Raw genomic sequence first — 21,812 nt, 5'->3', positions numbered from 1 at the left:
ATGCTCGCGTTCGCCCGATGACCCCGCTTTTCCGGAAACTGCTCGGCTTGAACTGGCCGCTGATCCTCACCATGTACGGGTTGCTGGTGTTCGGGGTCTTTTCGATCGAGAGCGCCGCACGGCATCTGCCGAATGGCGGGGCATGGTTCGCGGAGCGGCAGAAGATGTGGATCCTCGTAGGCTCGGCGGTTTACTTCATTGCGGCGCTGATCGACTACCGTTGGTACCGCTGGCTCGGCCTGCCGATCTGGGGCGCGGGCTTAGGCCTCATGGCCATCTCCTCGGGGGTCGGTCAGGTGGAAATCGGCAGTTTCGCCTTCCAGCCCGCCCAGATCGTTCTCGCGGGAGGTATCTTGCTGATCGGCTGTCTCCTGCAGGATCTCCCGCGACTCGGGCGTCTGATCCCAAAGGTCGGCTGGCTGCTGGATGAGCCCTTTCTGAAGGTCGCGATCGTCGGGGTGATCTCCGGTGTCTCTTTCCTCGTTGTGATGGCGAAGGGGGATATGGGCTCCGCGATCGTCTGGATACCCCTCGCGGCGGTGCTTCTCCTCGTAGCGGGGATACCCTTCCGCTACCTTTGTTTTCTCTCACTCATGGCTACGGCGATCCTGCCGATCGCCTTTTACGTGATCCTCCCCGAGGTCTCCGACCGTGGTCCGCAGCGCTTGGAAACCTACTGGCGCATGGCGAATGGCAAGGAAGTGGACATCCTCGACGAGGGTTACGCCGCTCACCGCGTGTCCGTCGCCGTGGGCAAGGCCGGCTGGCTCGGGGCCGGTTGGAATGCCGACGAGAACCGAATGTCCCTTCACGCGAAGGGCTTCATTCCCAAAGAAACCGCGCACAACGACTACATCTTCGCCGTCATCGCGGAGGAGCAGGGCTTCCGGGGCAGCCTGTTGCTTCTCACCTCCTTCGCCCTGCTATTAGTGCTCTGCCTTTTCATCGGGGCCTATGCCCGCGACCCGATGGGGCGGCTTATCGTGGGGGGAACCGTGGCCATTTTCTTCGCGCACATTTTCGAGAACATCGGGATGTGCGTGCTCCTCATGCCGATCACCGGCATTCCGCTGCCGATGATCAGCTACTCGGGCACCTTCGTGGTGATCTGCATGTTCCTGCTCGGGCTGGTCCAGAGTGTCTGGGTCCACCGCGACGCCATGCGCGTGATCGAGGATGAGAAGGCGGAAAAGGCGCAGCCTAAGCCTTCAGTGCGTTCCACGCGTTTATCCCACCAGCCACATTGACGGCCTGCGGGAATCCGGACTCGTGGAGGAATTGCACCGCCCGGCCGGAGCGACCGCCGGAGCGGCAGTGAATCAGAAGCTCGCGATCGACGGGTAGCTCGCTCAGGCGCTCGGGCAGTGTGGCGAGGGGGATCAGGATCGCGCCGGGGATGGTGCCTTCCACCTCTTCCTCGGGTTGGCGGACATCGATGATGAAGAGATCCTCACCGGCATTGATGCGGGCGGAGAGTTCGGCGACATCGATCGCGGGGATTTCGTTGCCGGGGACTTCGCAGGAGGGATTGGCCATGGTTTCGTGGTTGCTTACAGAGTGAATGGTGGGGGCATCGCCGCAGAGGCGGCAGGCCGGATCGCGGCGCAGGCGCAGGCTGCGGAAGCTGGTGCTCAGCGCATCGTAGCAGAGGAGTTTGCCCAGCGGAGGTTCGCCAATGCCTAGCAGGAGCTTGATCGTCTCCATCGCCTGAAGCGAGCCGATCACCCCTGGTAGGACCCCGAGCACCCCGGCTTCCTCACAGGATGGTGCCGAGCCCGGGGCGGGCAGGGAAGGCAGCATGCAGCGGTAGCAGGGACCGCCCAGATGCGGGGCGAAGACCGTGACCTGGCCGTCGAAGCGGAAAATCGAGCCGTAGACGCAGGGCTTCTTCAGCAAGAAGCAGGCGTCGTTGGAAAGGAAGCGGGTGGGGAAGTTGTCGCAGCCGTCCAGCACCACATCGTAGCGAGAAACCAGATCCATCGCGTTCTCTGGGGTGAAGCGGACGGAGTGAAGCTCGAGCTCCACATGCGGATTCACCTCGCGCAGGCGGGCGGCGGCGCTCTCCAGCTTCGACTTTCCGACCCAGCTTTCGCCATGGAGGATCTGGCGCTGGAGATTCGAGCGGTCCACCGTGTCCGGATCGATCAGGCCGATGCGACCGATCCCCGCCGCCGCGAGGTAGAGGGCGGCGGGCGAGCCAAGCCCGCCGGTGCCAATCATCAGCACGGAAGAGCCCTTCAGCCTGCGCTGGCCCTCCTCTCCTACTCCCGGCACCGAAAGATGGCGGGCGTAGCGGCGGACTTCGTCGGTGGAAAGCGTCGGCAGCTCGGGCATCGCGGCGGCAACCTAGCGGGCCGCACGCCAATGGCAACTGATTGGAATGACGGGAGGCTAGGGTGTCGTCACCTTGAGCCTCAGGAAGAGCTGAGACCTGCCGCTTACTGGAACGCTGAAAACATGTTCGGGCGCTTCCCCCGTGTTCACCAAGGGAACCCAACTGTCCGGCTGCAGCGAACTGCTCCACTCCGCGCCGTAGAGGATGCCGGTGAGGCCCGCGGGCGGAGTGAACCGGATTGTGAACTGATCGCCGACGCGTGCTGCCACCGGCAACTTGCCAAGGCTATTCTGCTTCGGATCCAGCCCGAAGGCGAACTCGAGGATGTTGGCGATACCGTCCTTCTCGTAGTCATTTTCATCTGCGCCCTCGCCGCTGTTCGCGGCGCTGCCGAAGAGCGCTTGCCGCCATCCTTCGAGCGATATGCCGCTGCGCTGCACGGTAAAGCTCACCTGTGCCAGGCGATCCGTGCCGAATGGAGTCTTCGTGAGCAACTCCATCGTCCACAGGCCATCGGCATCGAAGACCGAGCCATAGTCCGCAATGGTGATGGTGCGATTGGCCGGGACGGACCCGTTAAGCACGACGCTGGAGCCGGGGATCGTGGTGCCGGTGATGCCGTTCTGCGACGTGCCTTTGTAGACTTGAGCCCAAGTGGTGGAGCTGGGATAGAGGTCGTTCAGTTGGAGAGTAAGCTGCGGGACGCTTGCGCCGATGAGATGTCCTTGGGAGATGCCGCTGATGGTGGCATCTGCCACGGGCCATACTTGGACGAGCTGAGAATCGAGAATGTAGCCGGGCGTTTGATCGCCCGGCTTGGAAAGGACGGTGAAGCGTTCCTCGCCGCGCACCTTTGTGCGGTTCGTGCCCGGGATTGCGTTCAATGGAATGGGCACGACGAAGTTGCCGTTTGCCGTGAACTCGCTTTGGGAGATGAGGGTGGCCGAGTTGCGATCGAGCGGATGTCCCGTGCCAGTGGTGCCATAGGATTGGACGTGCCGGTGAAGTATTGCGACCTTGGAGCTTTCGGGATATCCCGGGTAGGGAAGGATGTTGTGGATATTCACTTGCACCTCAATCGGCCGGTCCGCGCGGGTTCTCGGTATCGAGGGATAGGGGTCCTCTGTGTAGATAGTCACCGCGGCGGCTGGCAGATAGGTCCCGATGGTGGTGATACCCAACAAGTATTCGTCATGCGGTGATGCCGCCCTCATAGCCCGCAATTCAAACGTGCTGCCGGTATCAGCCGTGGGAAAGGCAGCCAATTGCTGTCCTCGGCTTTGCACCTGCATGTCCCATTCAAATCCGTCCTGCAACTGTTTCTGACGGATGAAGAAAACGTAGTCGGTGGAGGTCGTATTCTCGGGGAATTCGGTCGTCCATTTGAGTATCGGATGGGCGCCATGGACAATGGCCGGATACGCGATAATGTCCCCGACCAGAAAGGGTGGTGGTGCCGGCGCAGGTGGCGCGGACCTGGCGGGCATCGAAAGCGCGGCAAAGAAAAATGCGATAAACGCCGAAGCAAGAGGCCTCGCGAAGCAGCGTAAGATCCGGGCGAGAGCGCGATCGGCCCGAGGGAAGGCAATAAACATCTGGGTGCGGGTGAGCGACCCGAAGTTAATATTCAATATCTCCGAGTAAAGGCGATTTGAGAAAGCTGGCCTGCCTGTGATTGGCTAGCGATCGGTTTCTTCCTTTGCCGGAGCCTGCGCGCGGATCCACTCCGCGATCAGATCGAGGGCTGCTTGATCCACCACGTTGCGGGTCATCGGGGGCATCTGTTCGGCAAGGGAGGTCGAGGCCATCCGGCGATGGAGCATCGACTTGGTTGGATCGCCGGGTAGCACGACTTTCCCGTTCTCCACGCCGAAGTTGTTCCGCACCTCGCCATTGAGGATCCCCTGACTGGCGAGCGGGGTGTCAAAGCGGGCATCCCATAGTGCGCCGGTGCCGTTCGGACGGTGGCAGTGGGCGCAGTTGCTGTCGATGTAGGAGCGCACCCTGTCCTCAAGCGAGGCTTCTGCATCATCAATCGCGGAGCAGCGCGGGTAGCTGGCGATCGCGCTTTCGTCCAAGGGGCGGTCAAACATCTGGAGATAGTTCCAGGTGCGGAGTTGGTTGTCGCTGCGTCCGCCGGGGTAGCTGTGGGTGCCATTGAGCTGGCGGGTCTTCGGGCCGAGGACGAATCCGGCATTCGGTGTGTGGCACAGGTAGCACAGGCTGCTGCCGGGATAGGTCCAACTTTGCTTGCGGACGCCTGCTGCATCGGTGATCTGAAGCACTTCCTCGGCACCGGCGGCATCCACCAGATCCGCGTCGCTGCCATCGGCCCGCCAGCGATAGCTTGCGCCGTAACCGAAGCTGCCGGTGGCATCGAGCACCAGCAGGCGTGTCTCAAGCCTGCGCCGGGTTTTGCTGCGCTTGTCGGTGACAATCTCGAAGTGCTGCACGAAGATGGTGCCGCCGGGCCATGTGTATTCACCGGTAGGGGCGAAGCCGATCTTGGCCTCGCCCGGGAGGATGACCCAGCGCTGTGTCTCCGCGCCGTCCGCCCATGAAGGCGCATTGAGCGAGTAGGGGACCATGCCGACAGCCGGGCTGAGCGTCTTGTCTCGGAAGATTCCCGTGCCGGAGAGTGTCGGCGGCATTCCTTCCGCCGCGCTGGCTGGCAGCTTCACGCCGCTTGCGATGGGACGGAGATCCAAGCTGTAGGGCGTGCTTCCCGTGATCTTCATGCTCGCGCTCACCGCGGCGCTGTCAGTCAAGCCCTCCCTCTGGACGATCGCCTGAACGGTGGTGTCGCCAGTGACCTCAAAAGGCTCGGTGTAGGCAGGAGAGCTGGCGTCCGGAGCTTTCCCGTCGGTGGTGAAGCGGATCGTCGTGCCGGGGGCGGGGCTGGAGATCCGCACCCAAACCGGACCGGTGAAGCTACCGGCAGGCGGCGTGATCAGCGGGGCAGCGAGTCGATCCGAGATGTCGAAGCTGCTGCTGCTTGTCGAGCCGAGGCCGCCGCTGCTGGCGCGAAGGCTGTAGCCACGACCTGGCCTACCGATGGAAAGTGGCGAGAAGGTGGCCACGCCTTTCAAGGCGGCGACTTCGCGCGGACCGGAGAGAGCGGTTCTCGGCGCAGCTCCCTCGAGCGTCAGCGTGATGGTGTCGTTGGCGGTATCGATGGTTTTTCCAGTCGCATCCTGCAGGGCTACCTTCACCTCGCCGAGCGGTGCCCCGACATCGGTACTGACAGGCTGTTGGATGATCGCGAGCTTGGCCGGTTTGCCGCCGCCGCTCCAGACAACCCGCCACAGCGAGCCGTTGGTGCTAGCGCTATTTGCCTCATCCGAGCCACCGGGGATCCCTGCACGCTCGATATACCATAAGGCTCCATCCGGAGCGATCTCCACGTCGATTGGGCGGTTGATGCCGGTGGCGAAGTCGTGGCGGGTGTCGGGCTTCGCGGGATCGATCGCCTTGATCCAGCCCTTGTAGTCGCTGAAGAAGAACCTTCCGATGTATTCGGGCGGGAAGGCCTCCGTGCCCGGCTTGTTGGGATTGTAAAAGTCCCCCGAGCAAAGGGCGAGTCCCTCGCCGCGGCCATGGTCGTAAGGATAGGCCGGGGCGCGGTAGCCCTCCGGCTTGGCTTGATTGCGCAGCGGACCATCGATGTCCGGCCAGCCGTAATTAGTGCCGACCGGAGCAGCTCCGGTGTCGTAGGCTTCGAGCTGCTCGTAGTTGGCGCCGACTTCGCTGAGGTAGAGCAGGCCGGTCGCCATCTGCACCGCGATGCTGAAAGGATTGCGCAGGCCGAGCGCGACGATGGCGCGGTTCTCTCCCTTGAATTCCTTGTAGTGAGGATTGTCCTGGGGGATGGAGCCGTCCTTGTTCAGTCGCAGCAGCTTGCCCAGGAGATTACCGGGGTCTTGGGCGTTCGGGGCCACCGAGTTCTCCCCGGTGCTGACGTAGAGCTTGCCGTCCTTGCCGAAGGCCAAGCCGCCACCGTTGTGCCAGCCGATCTTGGAGAGATTCGAGAGCTCCAGCAGGACCACCTCGCTATTCGCCGCTACCGAATTGCCCTTCACGGTGAAGCGACTGACCCGATTGTTGCTGTTGGTCCGGGCCTTGTCCTCAGGTTTGCGATTGTGGGTGTAGTAAACGTAGATCCAGCCGTTGCGGGTGAAGTCCGGATCGAAGCAGACGCTCAGCAGCCCGCGCTCGTTCCACGCATCCACCTTGGCGCGGATATCGAGCACGGGTTCGGGTAGCAGCTTGCCGCCATCGATCACGCGCAGCAGTCCCTGCTTCTCGCAGAGGAAGAGGCGACCGTCCGGCGCGAAGGTCATGGTCGTGGGGTTCAGGCCTTCGGCGATCCGGGTCTCCGTGAATCCCGCGGGCAGGGTCGCTGCTCCCGGACTGATGGCGGACTGGAGCAGGAGGAAGCATGCCGCCCGCAGAGAGGCAGGCCAGGGTGTCGTTCCGCGGATCATGAGGTGGTAGGAGTGCCTTGCGCTCTACTCCGGACGGGCACGCGAGCGCGAGGAATTACAGCCGGGGGCAGGCGGCTTGAACAATGGTGGCTCCCGTCACGATTGATCCCAATCGGGTAGGGGCTCAAGATGCGGTGGGATGGGAACGTATGGGAGACACGAACCCTGCATGCCCCGATCCTTGCGTCTGCTCTGCTGCCTGCTCCTGCCGCTGAACCTCACACTCTCCGCCTCCGAGCTCCCGGATTTCCGGCCCGCCGTTACGGAAGCTTTGAAGCGGGGAGAAAAGCGGATCGTGATCCCGCCCGGTGTCTATCGTCTCGCGCCGGAAGGCGGCGGGAAGGTGGTGTGGAACCTGAGCGGCGTGAAGGACACCGAGATCGTGGCGGAGGGCGTGACTCTGCTCTCCACCAAACTGACCCGGGCCGTGGCGATCCATGGCTGCAGCCAAGTGATCTTGCGCGGACTCACAGTGGACTATGAGCCGCTGCCATTCACCCAAGGCGTGGTGATCGCCGCGGCGGAGGACAAGAGTTGGATCGAGGTGAAGCTGCATGCCGGCTATCCGCTCAAGCCCTACTCGCGGATCGACGTGATCGATGCCGCCACCCGCTATCGCAAGAAAGGCATGCCTTTCCTCTGGGGCACGAAGGCCGAGATGAGAGGGGAGGATGTGGTAAGGGTGGGCCGCGAGGGCATCGGTGCGGCGGCACAGCCGGGTGATCTGGCTTCGCTCAATACGGGCCCGGCCCCGGATGGGATCCCGCATGCCGTTTCGATCGAGAACTGCGATGCCGTGACTCTTGATCGAGTGGTCGTTCACAGCGCGCCGGGTATGGGGATCTTGGAGAACGACGGCGAGGGCCTCGGGCGCTATCTCAACTGCAAGGTCGTGCCCGGCCCGCGGCCGACCGGGGCGACGGAGGAACGCCTGCTCAGCAGTTCATGGGACGCGATGCAGGTGAAGACCGTGCGTGTGGGGCCGCTGGTGAAGGGCTGTGAAATCCGGGAAGCAGGGGATGATTCGTGGAGCGTGCAGTCCTCCGACTATCTGGTGCTGAAGCGGGAGGGGAAGACGGTGATCCTCGCGAGCCGGGATGAGTTCACGCCCGGGGTGCAGAAGGGCGATCGCATCCAGCAACGGCTCGGTAGCCCGGCGGCGAAGATCGTTTCCCGTCGCGATCTCTCGCGCCAGGAGGCGGGCTTGTCGGATGAAGTGATGGGCAAGCTGAAGGATGCTCCCGCGTGGTCCGAGTGGCGGGTGTCGCCGCGATGCATCGAGGTGCTGTTAGATGCGGAGCTTGTGCTGCAGCCCGGCGACTCCGTGTTCTCGCCGGACCGCATGGGCAACGGCTTCGAGTTCTGGACAACAAGGTCCACAGCTCCGGCCGGTTGTTGATCAAGGCGGCGGGAAGGGTGGAGGGCAATGTCCTGGACATCCCGCACGCGATGACCGTCTGCCCCGAAGTTCCGGGGAACGCTGCGGCGGGCATCGAAGGGCTGGTGATCCGGAAGAATGTGATCCGCCGCGCGGGATGGTTCTGTGCGGCGCCGTGGTCGGCCTCGGCGGGAGCGCTCTCGATTACCGCTGGAGCCAAGCCGCCGGACATGCGGGCGGCGGGGATCTTCGGCGATCTGGTGATCGAGGACAATGTCTTCGAGGAATGTCAGGGGCCGAACATCGTCCTTTCCTCCACCGATGGAGCGCTGATCCGCAACAACCGTTTCCTGCGCCCGATGAACAGCGAGAGTGATGGCACGGGTGCGAGCTACGCCATTCCGGCGGACGCGCTGATCTGGGTCTCGGAATGCAGTGGCGTGACGATCAAGGGCAGCGACATCGTCGAGCCGGGCAGCTTCCTGAAGAGGAACATCGCTCCCGGCACGAACGTGGTGGACCTCAAGCAGCCCTGATCCACCCCGGAGGCTAGCGCTTTGTCTTGACCCCTGAAGCGCTTCCGGAAAGGGAATGTCATGGCTGAAGTCCGCTCTACCTTTAACCTCCGCCGCGGTGACGCCGCGCCGGAGTTCCAATTGCCCGCTCCGGATAGCAAGATCCACGATCTCCACGGGGTGCGTGCGAATGGCGGACTGCTCGTGATCTTCGCCTGCAATCACTGCCCCTACGTGATCCACCTCGCCGATGCGCTGGGGGCGCTGGCCGCGGAGATTGAGGCGGAAGGGGTGGGCACGGTGGCCATTTCCTCGAACGACATCGAAAAGTATCCGCAGGACGCCCCGGAACTCATGGCCAGCTTCGCCGCGGAGCACGGCTGGAACTTCCCCTATCTCTACGACGAAAGCCAAGAGGTCGCGAAGGCCTATGGGGCCGCCTGCACGCCGGACTTCTTCCTCTTCGACCAGGAATTGCGCCTCTACTATGCCGGGCAATTCGACTCCAGTCGCCCGAAAAGCGGGGAAGAGCCGACCGGCGAGGACCTGCGCAATGCGGTCCAAGGAATGCTCTCCGGAGCCGAGCCGCCGGAGCGCCCATTTCCCAGCAGCGGCTGCAACATTAAATGGCGGTCTGGCAGCGAACCACCGTATTTTGCCTGAAACCATTCGCTTTTTGCCATTGCCGGTCTGGCAGCGGGTCGGCTAACAAGCCTTTGACATGGCCCACGCCCTCCTCCTTGACCCCACCTTGCTCGCAGCGATCCGGCTTACCGGCTTGGACTGGGCGATCGTGATCGGATCGATCCTCATCTGCTTCGTTCCCGCTTTGTTCTACGGGAAGAAGTCGAGCGAGAGCACCTCCGAGTTCTTCGCCTCCGGCCAATCCGTGCCGTGGTGGCTGGCCGGTCTTTCGATGGTGGCGACCACCTTCTCTTCGGATACGCCGAACTGGGTGACCGAGCAGGTTCGCAAATTCGGGGTGGCGGGGAACTGGCAGTGGTGGGCCTTCGTGCTCACCGGGGTTTCCACCGTGTTCTTCTTTGCCCGCCTCTGGCGCCGCTCCGGGGTCATGACGGACCTCGAGTTCTACGAGATGCGCTATTCGGGCAAGGCCGCCTCGATGGTGCGTGGTTTCCGGGCCGTGTATCTCGGGCTCTTCTTCAATTGCTTTATCATGGGGATGGTGACCCTCGCGGCCTGCAAGATCGCGAGCATCCTCTTCGGCATGCCTGCATGGCAGACCATCGTGATCTGCGGGGTGCTGAATGTGGTGTTCGCCGCGCACTCGGGACTCTGGGGCGTGCTGATCATCGACATGGTGCAGTTCTTCATCAAGATGACGGCGGTCTTCGCCGCGGCTTACTTTTCGCTCAAGGAGGTGGCCAAGCGCACCGGGGTGGGGGAATCGGCCTTCGCCGGTCTCCAGAAGCTGGTCCAGACCCTCGGCACCCAGCAGGTCAAGGTTCCGGAAGGTTCACACGAACCGGTCATGAGCACGATCGACGGCACCGGCCAGCCGATCCTCAACCTGATGCCGAACTTCGACATGTGGCAGCTCGCTCTGATGATCTTCATCGTGCCGATCGCCATCGGCTGGTGGGCGAACTGGTATCCGGGTGCGGAGCCAGGGGGCGGCAGCTACATCGCCCAGCGCATGCTGGCCTCGAAGTCGGAGAAGGATTCCCTGGGCGGCACGCTGTTCTTCAATGTCGCGCACTACGTTCTGCGCCCTTGGCCGTGGATCATCACCGCCCTCTGCTCGATCATCGTCTATCCGGACCTGGCCTCGATCAAGGAAGCCTTCCCGAATGCCGATCCCAAGCTGATCGGTCACGATAGCGCCTTCCCGGCCATGCTGCAGTTCCTGCCGGTCGGCTTCATGGGCCTGATGGTCGGTGGCCTGATTGCAGCGAATTCCTCGACGATCCTGACTCACTTGAACTGGGGTGCTTCCTATCTGGTTCACGACTTCTACCGCCGCTTCATGAACCCGACGGCGACCGAGAAGCACTATGTGAATGCCGGCCGCTTCTGCACCGTGCTGCTCTACGTGGTAGCCGCCCTGCTCAGCACGATTCTCACCTCCGCGCAGGAAGCCTTCGAGATCCTGATCTCCATCGGCGCGGGCACCGGTCTGCTCTACATGCTCCGCTGGTTCTGGTGGCGCATCAATGCCTGGTGCGAGGTGGTGGCGATGATCAGCTCCTTCCTGGTATCCGTGACCTTCTTCATCATGAAGAAGCAGGGGGCCGGTCTGCCCTTCGCCCAGAGCGTGATCATTTCGGTGGCCTTTACCACCGTCTGCTGGGTTCTCACCGCCTTCTTCGGTCCTCAGACCGATAAGCAGACCCTTCTGTCCTTCTTCAAGAAGGTTCAACCGGCCGGTCCGGGTTGGGATGCAATCCGCCGTGAGGCGGGCGTGCCGCAGAGCAGCGTGAAGGAATCCGGAGATCACATGGGCCTCGCTACCCTCGGCTGGGTTTCCGGCTGCGCGGTGATCTGGTCCTCGCTCTTCGCGATCGGGAAGTTCCTCTATGGGGACATGAGCATGGCGTGGATCCTGACCGGGGTCTTCGTCGTCAGCGGGGTGGTTCTGCTCGGTGTGATCCGCAAGCTCTGGACATGAGCCTGAGCGGGGTTATAGGATACCCGCCGGGTTGCGAAACCCCGTCGGGACTATGGACGCGCTAATTCATCATCTGGAACGGAAAGAGGAACTCTCGCAGCGGGAGATTCGGGTCGCTGCGGAGCTTCTGCTCGATCCGGAGGCACCGGATGAGAAGAAGGCCGCGCTGCTGGAAAATCTTTCCCAGAAGGGCGAAACGCCGGCGGAGATCGCCGGATTCGTCGAGGTGTTCCTGGAGCACGCGGTGGACCCTCATGTGGGCCTGCTGGATCTCGAAGGGCCCACGATCGATGTCTGCGGCACGGGCGGGGACAAGCTGAACCTTTTCAATGTCTCCACCACGGCGATGTTCGTGGTGGCGGCGACCGGCGCGGTGGTGCTGAAGCACGGCAACCGCGGCATCACCTCGAAGAGCGGTGGGGCGGACGTGCTGGAGTCCCTCGGCATCCGCATCGACCTTCCGGCGGAAGGATTCCGCGACTGCTTGGAGAAGGCGGGTGTCGGCTTCCTTTTCGCTCCGGCTTACCACCCGGCCTTCAAGGCGGTGGTCAATGTGCGCAAGCAACTCGCCGAGAAAGGCGTGCGCACCATTTTCAACAAGATCGGGCCGCTGATGAATCCGGCCAAGCCGCAGTGCCAACTCGTCGGCGTCTTCGATCGCGAGATGTGCCCGGCCTTCGCCGAAATCCTGCAACGTCTCGGCCGCGAGAGCGCATGGGTGGTTCATGGGACCACCGCCGATGGTCGTTCCGTCGATGAACTGAGCCTTCTCGGTTCCACCCGCATCTGTAAGGCAGGACTCTATCAGGACCTGCAGGACGAGGAACTGCGCCCGCGCGACCTCGGTCTCAAGCACGCCGAACTCGATGAACTCCAGGGCGGCGACGCCGAGGTGAATGCCGCGATCCTGGAGTCGATTCTCTCCGGCAAGGAGACCGGCGCGAAGCGGGATATGGTTCTTCTCAATGCCGGTGCCGCCATCGCCTGCTGTGGTCTTTCCGATGACATCGGCGACGGCATCGAGATCGCGCGCAAGCTGATCGACGACGGCAGCGCCTTGGATCGTCTTCGCCTGCTGCAGGATGTGGCGAAGCGTTGACGTGCTGACCACCGGCATCGATGGAGTTCGGGAGTAGATGATTCTTTCCCGTTGATTTCTGCCGCAAGCAACCAAGGTTGCTCGTAATCTGCAGTTCTCTAACAGAATCAATCGTCCCATGACCCCCGAAGCCACGCCGATCCAACAACGTGAACTGGTCCTAACCCGTCTTCTCGATGCTCCGCGCCGCAATCTTTACCGCTGCTGGACCGAGACCGAGCTGCTCAAGAAATGGTTCACCCCGGCGCCGTGGAGCACGCCCTTCGCCGAGCTGGACCCGCGCACCGGGGGCTCCAGCTACATCGTGATGGCCGACCCGGACGGGAATGAATACCCGAACCGCGGGGTCTTCCTCGAAGTGGTGCAGAACGAAAGGATCGTGATGACCGATGCCTTCGCGAAAGCATGGGAGCCTTCGGGGAAAGCTTTCATGGTGGCCACCATCACTTTCGCGGATGAGGACGGTAAGACCCGCTACACCGCCACGGTGCAGCATTGGAGCGTGGAGGATCGCCAGCAGCACGAGCAGATGGGCTTCCACCAAGGCTGGGGACTGTGCGCGGAGCAGCTCGAGAAACTCGCGCGGTCCCTCTGATCCCCGGTTGATCCCGGCGCGCGCATCCCCTTTGATACGGATCGTGATTCCCGCCGCCGCCGAGAAGAGAAGCCTCTATGCAGGTGCCCGCCAGAAGCTACACGCCCTCTGGTCCGGGGAGCCGGACAGTATCGCCCGCATGGCAGCCGCCGCCTGCATCCTGCATGAGGCGATGCCACACGCCTTCTGGAGCGGCTTCTACCGCGTGGTCGGCGCAGGCTTGGTGATCGGTCCCTACCAAGGCACTCCCGGCTGTTCGAGGATCGCCTGGGGCCGTGGCGTTTGTGGTGCGGCCTGGCAGACAGACGAGACCCAAGTGGTGCCGGATGTTCACCAGTTTCCCGGCCACATCGCCTGCGACAGCCGGGCGGAGAGCGAGATCGTCGTGCCCGTGCGAGATCGCCGCGGGACCATCATTGCGGTCTTCGATGTGGATTCCGCGGAGAAATGCGCTTTTGATGAGGTGGACCGGGAAGAACTGGAAGCCATCTTCTCGGCTTGGTAGCCATAGATCACGATTCGCCATGAGTAGACCCGATCCGAACCACATCGAGGGATTGAGCCGGAAGCCGAAGGGTGGCTTCCCTTGGCTGGGCGCGAGCTCGTTGATCCTGGCGGTGGGTGGCGTGGCCTTCCTTTTCTCGCCCGCAGGACAGCGCCTGTTCCAGAAGGACAAGCCCGAAGCGGCCGGCCCGGTGGTGACTCCCGCGGATGCTTCCGACATCGAGCGCCAGTTCGAGTCGCGCCACCGTCAGGCCGTCGCCCAGATGGAGGCGGAGTTTGAGAAGGAGCGGGCCGAGCTGAAGAAGCAGCTCGATGATGCCGCCAAGCGCCAGCCCGAGAGCAGGCCGGATCCCGAGCCGCCCTTGTCAGCCCACACCGCGCAGAGCGGCGGGGACGTGCGGACCCTACGCTCGGGCATTCCCTTCAAGTCAGAGGTGAAAGTGGAGAAAGGTGATATCGCCTCCAAGGAGCGGAAGGATAACGAATCCTACGTGGCCGAATACACGCTCACGCTGCGCGTGCCGGAGCCCTCCAAGACGCTCGATCAGCTTCACACGGTGAATCCGAAGCTCGCCACGCTTCTGCCCGGTCTGCCAGCGCTGATGGAGAAGGCGGAAGTCTCGCGCTGGTTCTTCGCGCTCTACGACAACAAGACCAAGCGCGTGAGGCAGGATGCGAATCGCCTGAACGAGCTGCTCACCAAGCACAACTACTACGACTGCGAGACAATCCTGAATCTCACCTATCCGCAGAACGGCCGGAAGGTCTTCCTGATGCAGGCGGAGATGGACGTGGTGTCCGATGGTTCGGATGGCGACCGGCTGGCCGAAATGCCGGACGAGATCGTGAATTCCACCCACTACCAGCCCTTTACCAGCTACGGTTGGCCCAAGAAGACCCCGACTCCGAACCCGATGGTGGCAGGGTGGGAAAAGCGCATCGTGGGTGCGAACAAGGAACTCGGCGACAGCAAGACCACGGCGGATCGCAAGGCATGGCTCCGCGATCGCATCGCCTACCTGAAGCGCGGCATCCAGGACATGAAGTCGCGGAGCTTCCTGATCGCGGACTACGATCCCTTCATCGTCATTCCCGTGAACCTGCTCACCGCCAGCGATCCCTTCGCCCCGAAGGTGGGCGACTACGCCGTTGTGGTGCACGGGGAGAAGCTGTATCCCGCGATCGTGGGCGATGGTGGCCCGACCTTCAAGGTGGGCGAGGCCTCGCTGCGGATGGCGAAGCAGATCAACTCCAAGGCTTCACCCTACAGCCGCCCGGAATCGAATCTGGTAGTGACCTACCTCGTCTTCCCGGGTTCGCGCGAGGAGACGAAAGGTCCGCCGGACTACGAGAAGTGGCGTACCAAGTGCGATGAGCTGCTGAAGGAAGTGGGCGGCGTCGGCAGCGGGGTCGAGCTTCACCGCTGGCAGAATCTCCTGCCGGATGCTGCCCCACCTGCGCCCGCGCCTGCTCCTTCCCCGGCTCCGACCCAAGCTCCGGCGAGCGCGAACGGTTTGGTTCCGGGATCGGGAGCGGCTAGTGCACCCGATCCGGCGCCTGCTCCCGCCGCACCTCAGGGAAACACCGAGCGGTAGAAGCGCTTCCCCGGTAGGGGCAGGGTATCGATCATCTCGAAGCTACCGTCCTCGTCTGCCTGGGCGGTCACGCGATCCGTCCAGCTCTCCGGATTGCTCATCGTCTCGCTGGATTGGATCCGATAGACGCGCCCGGGAACGCCGGAAAACACGACGCGCCGCGAGCCGTCGGGCAGCTTCTCGAAGGCCGCTGCCTCCTGCACCGGGGCGTCCTCCGGGATGATGCCGACATTCACTGTGAAGCTGCGGATCCCGCCCTGCGCATCGCGCACGGTATAGCTGAAGCTGTCCGGCCCTTCGTTGCCCGCTTGAGGGCTGTAGTGGATCCAGCCGTCCACCACGGTGATGGTCGCGCCGTTCACGCTGAGTCCATCGGCGGACAGGAATTGCAGCCCGCTGCCATCGTTCGCCATCAGGGTGGAGATCCGCAGCTTCAGCGGAGCCTGCGGGTCGCGGGCTGAGGTATCGGTGCCCGGAGCCGGAGTGCCGGTTGAGAAGCTGTAACGGCCGGAGACCACATCGAACACCGCAGAGCCATTCTCCATGCGCAGGGAGGTGATACCCTCACCCTCGCTCGCGGGCTTTCCGGATTCCATCACGGCAGCCGCTTCCGTCGCAGGCACGTGGACCTCCGCGGTCGTGTTCGTGGGGATCGTCACGTTCAGCGTGAAACCGCCTGCATGCGTTCTCCATGCGCTGGCAATCTCGCCATGCATGGAGTCGAACTTCCCGCTGACATGGGTCAAAGCCGCTGCGGGGCGGGGACGGATCAGGATCTTCTTGTAGGCCGGAGCGGAGGGGTGGAGGTCGATTCCGGCCACCGTGCCATAGAGCCACTCGCCACAGGACCCGAGGGAGTAGTGGTTGAAGGAGTTCATGATCGTGCTCTGGAATCCGTTCTGCGGCGTCCAGCCGTCCCAGCGCTCCCAGATGGTCGTCGCACCCAGCTTCACGGAGAAGAGCCATGAGGGGAAGGTGTCCTGCATCAGCAGGGTGTAGGCGGTGTTGTTCTTGCCGCCCTCGGTGAGCACGGGGAGGAGGTAGCTCACTCCCACGAATCCGGTGGAGAGGTGATTGCCTTTCGCGATCACGTCGTTCTCCAGCAGCTGGACGACCGCCGGGCGCAGGGTGCTGGGGAGGAGATCGAACTTCAGCGCCATGGCATACGCACACTGGGTATTCGCGCCGGTGCCGATGAAGGTCCCGCTGCTTTGGTTCACATACTTGTTGTTGAAGGCGGTCTTGATCGTTTGGAAAAGCGCCTCGTAGGTCGTGGCATCGCTGGTGTTGCCGATCGCTGCGGCGCTCTTGCCAAGCAAGCGGGCGGAGTAGGCGTAGTAAGCGGTGGCGATCAGCTCCTTGTTGGTGTCCGCATTGATCGAGAGCCAATCGCCATAGTCGGCACCGCGGCCGCGGTCGCGGATCGAGTTGGTGCTGTTCGTGCGGCAGTATTCCAGCCACGCCTTCATGGCGGGATAGCACTGCTGCAGGATCCGCTTGTCGCCATAGGCCTCATAGATGGTCCAAGGGCAGATCACGATCGCGTCGTTCCATGCCGGGGTGCCGGAGCTCGGGGCGGCGTTCGGTGCCACGTCCGGCAGGCGGCCGTCGGGGAGCTGGCTATCGGTCACATCGACCATCCACTTGGTGAAGAAGGCGGCAATGTCCGCATTGTAGGTCGCGGTGCGGACGAAGACCTGCGCATCGCCCAGCCATCCCAAGCGTTCGTCGCGTTGCGGGCAATCGGTCGGCACGCTCAGGTAGTTGCCGCGCTGGCCCCACACGATATTCGATTGGAGTTGGTTGATGAAACCGTCCGAACAGGTGAAGTCGCCGTGGAATTCCGTGTCGGATGAGAAGACCACGCCGGTCACCGCATCGAGCGGTGGCTGGCTGCTCACGCCGGTCAGTTCGGCGTAGCGGAAGCCGTGGAAGGTGAACTTCGGTGTCCATGTCTCTTCCCCGCCGCCCTTGCAGATGTAGGTATCGATGGAGGGGGCGCCGCGCAGGTTGGCGGTGTAGAGCGTGCCGTCGGGGTTGAGCATCTCGCCATGTCGCAGCGTGATCTTCGTGCCGGCGGCAGCGGTGATCTTGAGCCGCAGCACGCCGACCATGTTCTGTCCCAGATCGTAAGTCCACTTTCCGGGTGCCGGTTGGGTGATCGCCTTCGGCGTGATCTCCATCAGCGTGCGCACCGGTTCCATCACCTGGCTGCTGATCGGGCGCTGCGGCTCGAGGCGGAGCAACACGCTGCTCCACGCCGAGTCATCGAAGCTCGCGGTATTCCACCCGCTCACCTCGCGGCGTGCATCGTAGTCCTCGCCGAACATGAAGTCGGTGTAGGTGGTCGGGCTCGCCGCCATCTTCCAGTTGCCATCCGTCGCGATCGTTTGAGTGGTGCCATCGGTGAAGGTCACCTCCATCTGGGCCAGTAGTGCCGGACTGGCACCCCAGTATTTGAAGCCGCCATTGCCGATGTGGCCGGAGTACCAACCGGGCGCCATTTGAGCGCCGAAGACGTTCGCCCCGGCCGCGAGTTGTGCGGTCACGTCGTAGGCTTGGTAGCGCAGGCGCTTCAAATAGTCGGTCCATTCCGGAGCAAGGGTGGAGTCGCCCACGCGCTGGCCGTTCAGGGACAGCTCGTAGATGCCGAGTGCCGTTGCATACACGGTGGCCTTCTTCACCGGCTTCGCCAGTGTGAAGGTCTTCCGCATGAAGGGAACCGTGGTCGGCTTCGTGAGGTCGGCGGGGAAATTCAGCGTTGCCTGCTCGTCCACGTAATTCACCAGCGACTTGCCATCGAGGGTGTAGTCGATGCGCAGCCGCTTCACTTTGTTCGGCGCGGGATCGCCTCCGCCGAAGGCCGCATTGTTGATGACCGCGTAAAGGGACCGCTGGCGGCGCGGCTGTTCAGATTGCTCAACACGTTGGCCGAGCCGGTGCCGTCGATGGCCGCATAGGTGGCGGCGGTCATCGTCACCGCGATGGGCTTCGGCAGATCGCCGGGATAATTGAAGGTGGCATTCTCCGCGATGAAGCGGGTCGAGCTCGCTCCATCGATCGTGTAGTTCACGCGCAGGCGCTTGACTTGGTTGACCGCCGGGTCCGGGCCGAAGCTCGTGTTGTTCACCACCCGGCTGAAGCTTCCGTCCTGCGCGGCGGTCTGCAGGGTGGCCGTGACATCGCGGAAGAGGGAAGGGTTTGCCACCGATTCATAGCGACCACCGGTGATCGCGGGGAACACGATCGCGGGCAGGTCGGCCGGGAAGGTCATCACCGTGTCCTCGCCGAAGGTCCTGGTCGCGGTCTGCGTGCCGCGTTGGTACTGGATCCGTAGTTGCTTGAGATTGTTGTGGGAGGGGTCTCCACCGAAGGTTTCGTTCGTGACGCCGAGGGCGAAGCTGCCTTGGGCCGCCATGCCGCTCAGCAGGGCGGTGGCATTGATCGGCGTGCCGCTGCCATTCACGGCCTCGTAGCTGGCACTGATGATGGTGGCTGGCGGACCGCTGTCTTCGGAGCCGAAGGTGGCACCGTCGATCCACTTCGCGCTCCAGTCGGAGTTTGCCAGCAGCCCGATGCTCCACTTGGCCGGGGCGCTCCACTCGGAGGCTTGGTCATCCTTGTTCCATGCGCGCACCTTCCAGTGACATTCGCTGCGGGCGGCGAGCGCGGCACCGGCATACTCGATCTGGCTCGTGGCATCACCCGCGGTCTTCCCGCTATCCCAGAGATCTCCCTGGTTGGCCGCCAGAGCCTCCGGCGTGGAAGCGACCAGAATCTGCCATGCGGTCTGTTTCTCACCGCGCTCGGTGGAGGAGACGATCCAGGATAGCCTCGGCTCGGTTTCATCAATGCCGATCGGATCGACCAGATACTCGCAGCGGAGCTTCGAAACGCTCAGATCCGCTAAAGCGGGGGCCGACAAGAGCGCGCCGAGAAAGAGGGGTGCCAGAAGACTTCTCACGCGGCGCAAGCTAACGCCGACGGGCAGGGGATCGACAGCAACCCATTCCCAGATCGTGCCAAGCTCGGTGACAGATCCGTTTCAAATTCGCCCCGCTCATTGCGGGAATCCCGCGGCATGAAGCATTCCACAGAACCTATGATTTTCTATATGAGTGAGAACACGTAATCATGCATTCTCTGCTCCGTGAAGATCACGCGGGTGTGTTGCCAAGGCTGCGGTGCCAATCTCGAAGTGGATGAGACGATCCGCTTCGTGACCTGCAACTATTGTCAGGCAAGGCTGGAGGTGGTGCACGACGCCAGCACGACGCACACCCGTGTCCTGGAGGAGATCCGGGAAGACACCCGGCGCATGGCGGATAACCTGCGCGTGATCGAGTTGCAGAACGATCTGGAGCGTCTCGACCGCGAGTGGGAGAGCCGGAAGCAAGGATTCATGATGGAGGGAAAGCATGGTCACCGCCATCTTCCCACAGCGGCAGGGAGCATCGCCGGTGGCATGTTCCTGATCGTGGGAGGAATCGTTTGGATCGGTTTTACCGTCAAGATGGGCGCTCCCGCCTTCTTCCCCTTGTTCGGCCTCCTGTTCATCGGAATGGCGATCTACAAGATGATCGAGGGTTCTTCCAAGGCTGCCGCGCATGGGCAGGCTGACGAGGAATTCAATCTCCGGCGCTCAAGCCTCCTCCGTAAGATTGCCGAGGAGAAGCGGAAGAATTGAATCAGCCTGCCACGATGTGGTGTTGATTCCGTCGCTCCGGTGGCGGGATACTGTCCGGCAGTGAAAACCCTCCTCATGCTGCTATCTTGCGCCCTGCTGACGCTGCCTCGTGGAAACGCCGCCGAGTCCCGCGAGTGGAAGACCGCGGACGGCAGCAAGACCATCCAGGCCGAGTATGTGAGTTCGAAAGACGGGAAGGTGACCATCCGCCGCGCGGACAACCGCAAGACCTTCACCATCGCGCTCGATACGCTCTCGAAGGAAGACCAGGACTGGGTGGCCAAGCAGATGGAAGGGGAGGGCGAAGCCGCGGCCAAGGCGGACAAGAGCAATCCCTTCGCCAAGCTCCTTACCGGCGAATGGCAGCGCACGGAGGGCCACGGGCTTTCCTACCGGATCTTCGGTGCCCGCAAGCTGCGTGGTGCCGATGAGACCGGCTACCCGCTGGTGATCTACCTGCACGGGCGCAATGGCGATGTCATGACCCCGGAGCAGCCCGGCGAGGCACGCAGCTTTTCGGAGGAGGACAACTATCGGAAGCGCGAGTGCGTGATCATCGCCCCGCAATGCACCAAGGAAGGTTCATGGGATGGCAAGAACGCCGATGCGGTGGTGGAGATCATCAACGATCTGGTGAAGAACCTCTCGATTGACAAGAAGCGGATTTATCTCACCGGTTACTCGATGGGCGGTTACGGGACCTTCCACTTGCTCGCCCAGGAGCCGCGGCTTTTCGCCGCCGGGGTGCCGATCGCGGGGGGCGGGGATCCGAACAAGGTTTCCGAATACAAGAAGGTTCCGATCTGGGTATTCCACGGCGCGAAAGACGAAGCGGTGAAGCCCGAGCAGAGCCGCCGCATGGTCGAGGCGCTGGAGAAGGAGAAGGCACCGGTGAAGTTCACCGAGTATGACGACGGAGATCATGGCATCGCAGGCCGCGTTTACTCCGATGTCAAAATGCACGAGTGGCTATTCGAGCAGCACCGTTGACGGCATCAGTGCAGGGTTGCGTCGAGGTGCGGCGTAACCCAGCATGCCAATATGACGGAAACCGCCGCCTACCTCGTACGCCATGCATCGGAGCACGATGCCGTCCGCATCGCCGAGATCCACGTGGAGACATGGCGAGCTGCCTATCGCGGGCTGATCCCGGACGATTACCTCGCCGGGCTCGATGTTCATGGGCGTGCGATCATGTGGCGCTCGATCATCGGGAAGCCGACCGGGACGGTGCTGGTGGCGGTGCGGGGCGAGCGGATCGTCGGCTTCTGTTCCTCCCTGCGCTCCCGTGATAGCGCGGCGCCGCCTGAGATCGGGGAGATCGCCGCCATCTATGTGGAGCCTGCCGGATGGGGCAGGGGGATCGGTCGCAAGCTCATGCAGGCCGCGCTGGATCACGCCGCCGGCCATGGCTTCGTGGCCGTGACCCTGTGGGTGCTCTCGACGAACGAAAGGGCGAAGCGCTTCTACGCCCAGGCTGGCTTCAGTCCCGACGGTGCCGAGCAGGATAACAAGCGGCTGGGTTTCCCCATCCATGAGATCCGCTATCGCAAGGATCTCTAGTGATGCTTCTCGCCGCTGGCGGTGACATCTCCCGGGACATCGTCGTGGTCCTCGATCTCCACGGGATGAGGCCTGCTGCTCTCGATCCAGGATACGAGAAGCAGACCGCCGACCACGGAGAGGTTCTTCAGGAAGTGCAGGAGGTGGTCATGGAGCGCGCTCCCCTGGTATCGCCAGAAGGAATGCGTGGTGAAGGCATCGACCATGATGGTCACCGCCATGAGCAAGGAAAGCCTGCCCGATTGGATGCCGAGCATGATCGCGATCCCGGCCAGGGTCTGGAAGCCACGGAAGAGCATCCACGGCACGCTCGGCCCCGGGCGGTCCGCCGGGATCTGCGTGGCTGCGAGCAAGTGCTCGGCGCCAAGGCCGACGATGATGCTGGCGATCAGGAATCTCGCCACGAGGTACGTGACCTTTGGACTCAT

Annotated in this window: 18 protein-coding genes; 12 read left to right on the top strand and 6 right to left on the bottom strand. The window is 62.9% G+C overall.

The genetic code is table 11. The features are described 5' to 3' along the window. Positions 1-17 precede the first annotated feature (17 nt). Positions 18-1,247: an FtsW/RodA/SpoVE family cell cycle protein gene (locus OJ996_RS19050; protein ID WP_264515248.1), complete on the top strand. Its 1,230-nt coding sequence runs from the start codon at positions 18-20 to the stop codon at positions 1,245-1,247. Here OJ996_RS19050 and moeB read toward each other — a convergent pair. The 3 genes from moeB to OJ996_RS19035 form a co-directional block, all read right to left on the bottom strand. After that, positions 1,201-2,334, bottom strand: a complete 1,134-nt coding sequence (gene moeB / locus OJ996_RS19045) for a molybdopterin-synthase adenylyltransferase MoeB (protein ID WP_264515247.1) — start codon at positions 2,332-2,334, stop codon at positions 1,201-1,203. The genes OJ996_RS19050 and moeB overlap by 47 nt on opposite strands. A 57-nt stretch (positions 2,335-2,391) precedes the next feature. Then, a complete protein-coding gene (locus OJ996_RS19040; protein ID WP_264515246.1) occupies positions 2,392-3,549 on the bottom strand; it encodes a hypothetical protein in 1,158 nt (385 codons plus the stop codon). A gap of 465 nt (positions 3,550-4,014) precedes the next feature. Continuing rightward, positions 4,015-6,819, bottom strand: a complete 2,805-nt coding sequence (locus OJ996_RS19035) for a PQQ-dependent sugar dehydrogenase (protein WP_264515245.1) — start codon at positions 6,817-6,819, stop codon at positions 4,015-4,017. A 169-nt stretch (positions 6,820-6,988) separates the two neighbouring features. Here OJ996_RS19035 and OJ996_RS19030 point away from each other — a divergent pair, with 169 nt between their 5' ends. The 8 genes from OJ996_RS19030 (at position 6,989) to OJ996_RS18995 (ending at position 15,134) form a co-directional block, all read left to right on the top strand. Then, positions 6,989-8,218, top strand: a complete 1,230-nt coding sequence (locus tag OJ996_RS19030; RefSeq protein ID WP_264515244.1) for a hypothetical protein — start codon at positions 6,989-6,991, stop codon at positions 8,216-8,218. A 50-nt stretch (positions 8,219-8,268) separates the two neighbouring features. Then, positions 8,269-8,733, top strand: coding sequence for a right-handed parallel beta-helix repeat-containing protein (locus OJ996_RS19025; RefSeq protein WP_264515243.1), 465 nt, complete (start codon positions 8,269-8,271; stop codon positions 8,731-8,733). 60 nt (positions 8,734-8,793) lie between these two features. Further along, positions 8,794-9,375 carry a thioredoxin family protein gene (locus tag OJ996_RS19020; protein ID WP_264515242.1) on the top strand — a complete coding sequence of 194 codons (582 nt, stop codon included), beginning with the start codon at positions 8,794-8,796 and terminating at the stop codon, positions 9,373-9,375. Positions 9,376-9,433: 58 nt separating this feature from the next. Beyond that, complete coding sequence (locus OJ996_RS19015) at positions 9,434-11,341, top strand: sodium:solute symporter family protein (protein ID WP_264515241.1); 1,908 nt, start codon at positions 9,434-9,436, stop codon at positions 11,339-11,341. A gap of 52 nt (positions 11,342-11,393) precedes the next feature. Beyond that, positions 11,394-12,440, top strand: coding sequence for an anthranilate phosphoribosyltransferase (gene trpD / locus OJ996_RS19010; protein WP_264515240.1), 1,047 nt, complete (start codon positions 11,394-11,396; stop codon positions 12,438-12,440). Between the two features lie 118 nt (positions 12,441-12,558). Continuing rightward, positions 12,559-13,035 (top strand): SRPBCC family protein, encoded by a 477-nt coding sequence (locus tag OJ996_RS19005; RefSeq protein ID WP_264515239.1) that lies wholly within the window; start codon positions 12,559-12,561, stop codon positions 13,033-13,035. A gap of 43 nt (positions 13,036-13,078) precedes the next feature. Continuing rightward, the gene (locus tag OJ996_RS19000; protein WP_264515238.1) at positions 13,079-13,540 is read left to right on the top strand and encodes a free L-methionine (R)-S-oxide reductase MsrC; all 462 of its coding nucleotides are present in this window, start codon (positions 13,079-13,081) and stop codon (positions 13,538-13,540) included. 19 nt (positions 13,541-13,559) lie between these two features. Beyond that, positions 13,560-15,134: a glycoside hydrolase family 75 protein gene (locus tag OJ996_RS18995; protein WP_264515237.1), complete on the top strand. Its 1,575-nt coding sequence runs from the start codon at positions 13,560-13,562 to the stop codon at positions 15,132-15,134. On the opposite strand, the gene OJ996_RS18990 is transcribed toward OJ996_RS18995, so the two are convergent. Beyond that, entirely contained in the window at positions 15,113-17,965 is a 2,853-nt protein-coding gene (locus OJ996_RS18990) for a family 78 glycoside hydrolase catalytic domain (RefSeq protein ID WP_264515236.1), read from the bottom strand. The two genes, OJ996_RS18995 and OJ996_RS18990, sit on opposite strands and share 22 nt — an antisense overlap. Next, a complete protein-coding gene (locus tag OJ996_RS18985) occupies positions 17,962-19,098 on the bottom strand; it encodes a glycoside hydrolase family 78 protein (protein ID WP_264515235.1) in 1,137 nt (378 codons plus the stop codon). Before OJ996_RS18985 ends, OJ996_RS18990 begins: the two co-directional genes overlap by 4 nt. A 186-nt stretch (positions 19,099-19,284) precedes the next feature. Between OJ996_RS18985 and OJ996_RS18980 the strand changes: the two genes are divergently transcribed. The 3 genes from OJ996_RS18980 to OJ996_RS18970 are packed head-to-tail and all read left to right on the top strand — an operon-like array spanning position 19,285 to position 21,384. Next, entirely contained in the window at positions 19,285-19,821 is a 537-nt protein-coding gene (locus OJ996_RS18980) for a tripartite tricarboxylate transporter TctB family protein (protein WP_264515234.1), read from the top strand. Between the two features lie 60 nt (positions 19,822-19,881). Next, entirely contained in the window at positions 19,882-20,811 is a 930-nt protein-coding gene (locus OJ996_RS18975; protein ID WP_264515233.1) for a carboxylesterase family protein, read from the top strand. A 51-nt stretch (positions 20,812-20,862) separates the two neighbouring features. Next, on the top strand, positions 20,863-21,384 hold the full coding sequence (locus tag OJ996_RS18970) for a GNAT family N-acetyltransferase (RefSeq protein ID WP_264515232.1): 522 nt from the start codon (positions 20,863-20,865) through the stop codon (positions 21,382-21,384). Here the strand turns inward: OJ996_RS18970 and OJ996_RS18965 are convergent. Beyond that, positions 21,381-21,812, bottom strand: coding sequence for a DoxX family protein (locus OJ996_RS18965; protein WP_264515231.1), 432 nt, complete (start codon positions 21,810-21,812; stop codon positions 21,381-21,383). The two genes, OJ996_RS18970 and OJ996_RS18965, sit on opposite strands and share 4 nt — an antisense overlap.

Source organism: Luteolibacter rhizosphaerae (assembly GCF_025950095.1).
Classification (GTDB): domain Bacteria; phylum Verrucomicrobiota; class Verrucomicrobiia; order Verrucomicrobiales; family Akkermansiaceae; genus Haloferula; species Haloferula rhizosphaerae.
This window is presented reverse-complemented; position numbering and strand designations above follow the sequence as displayed.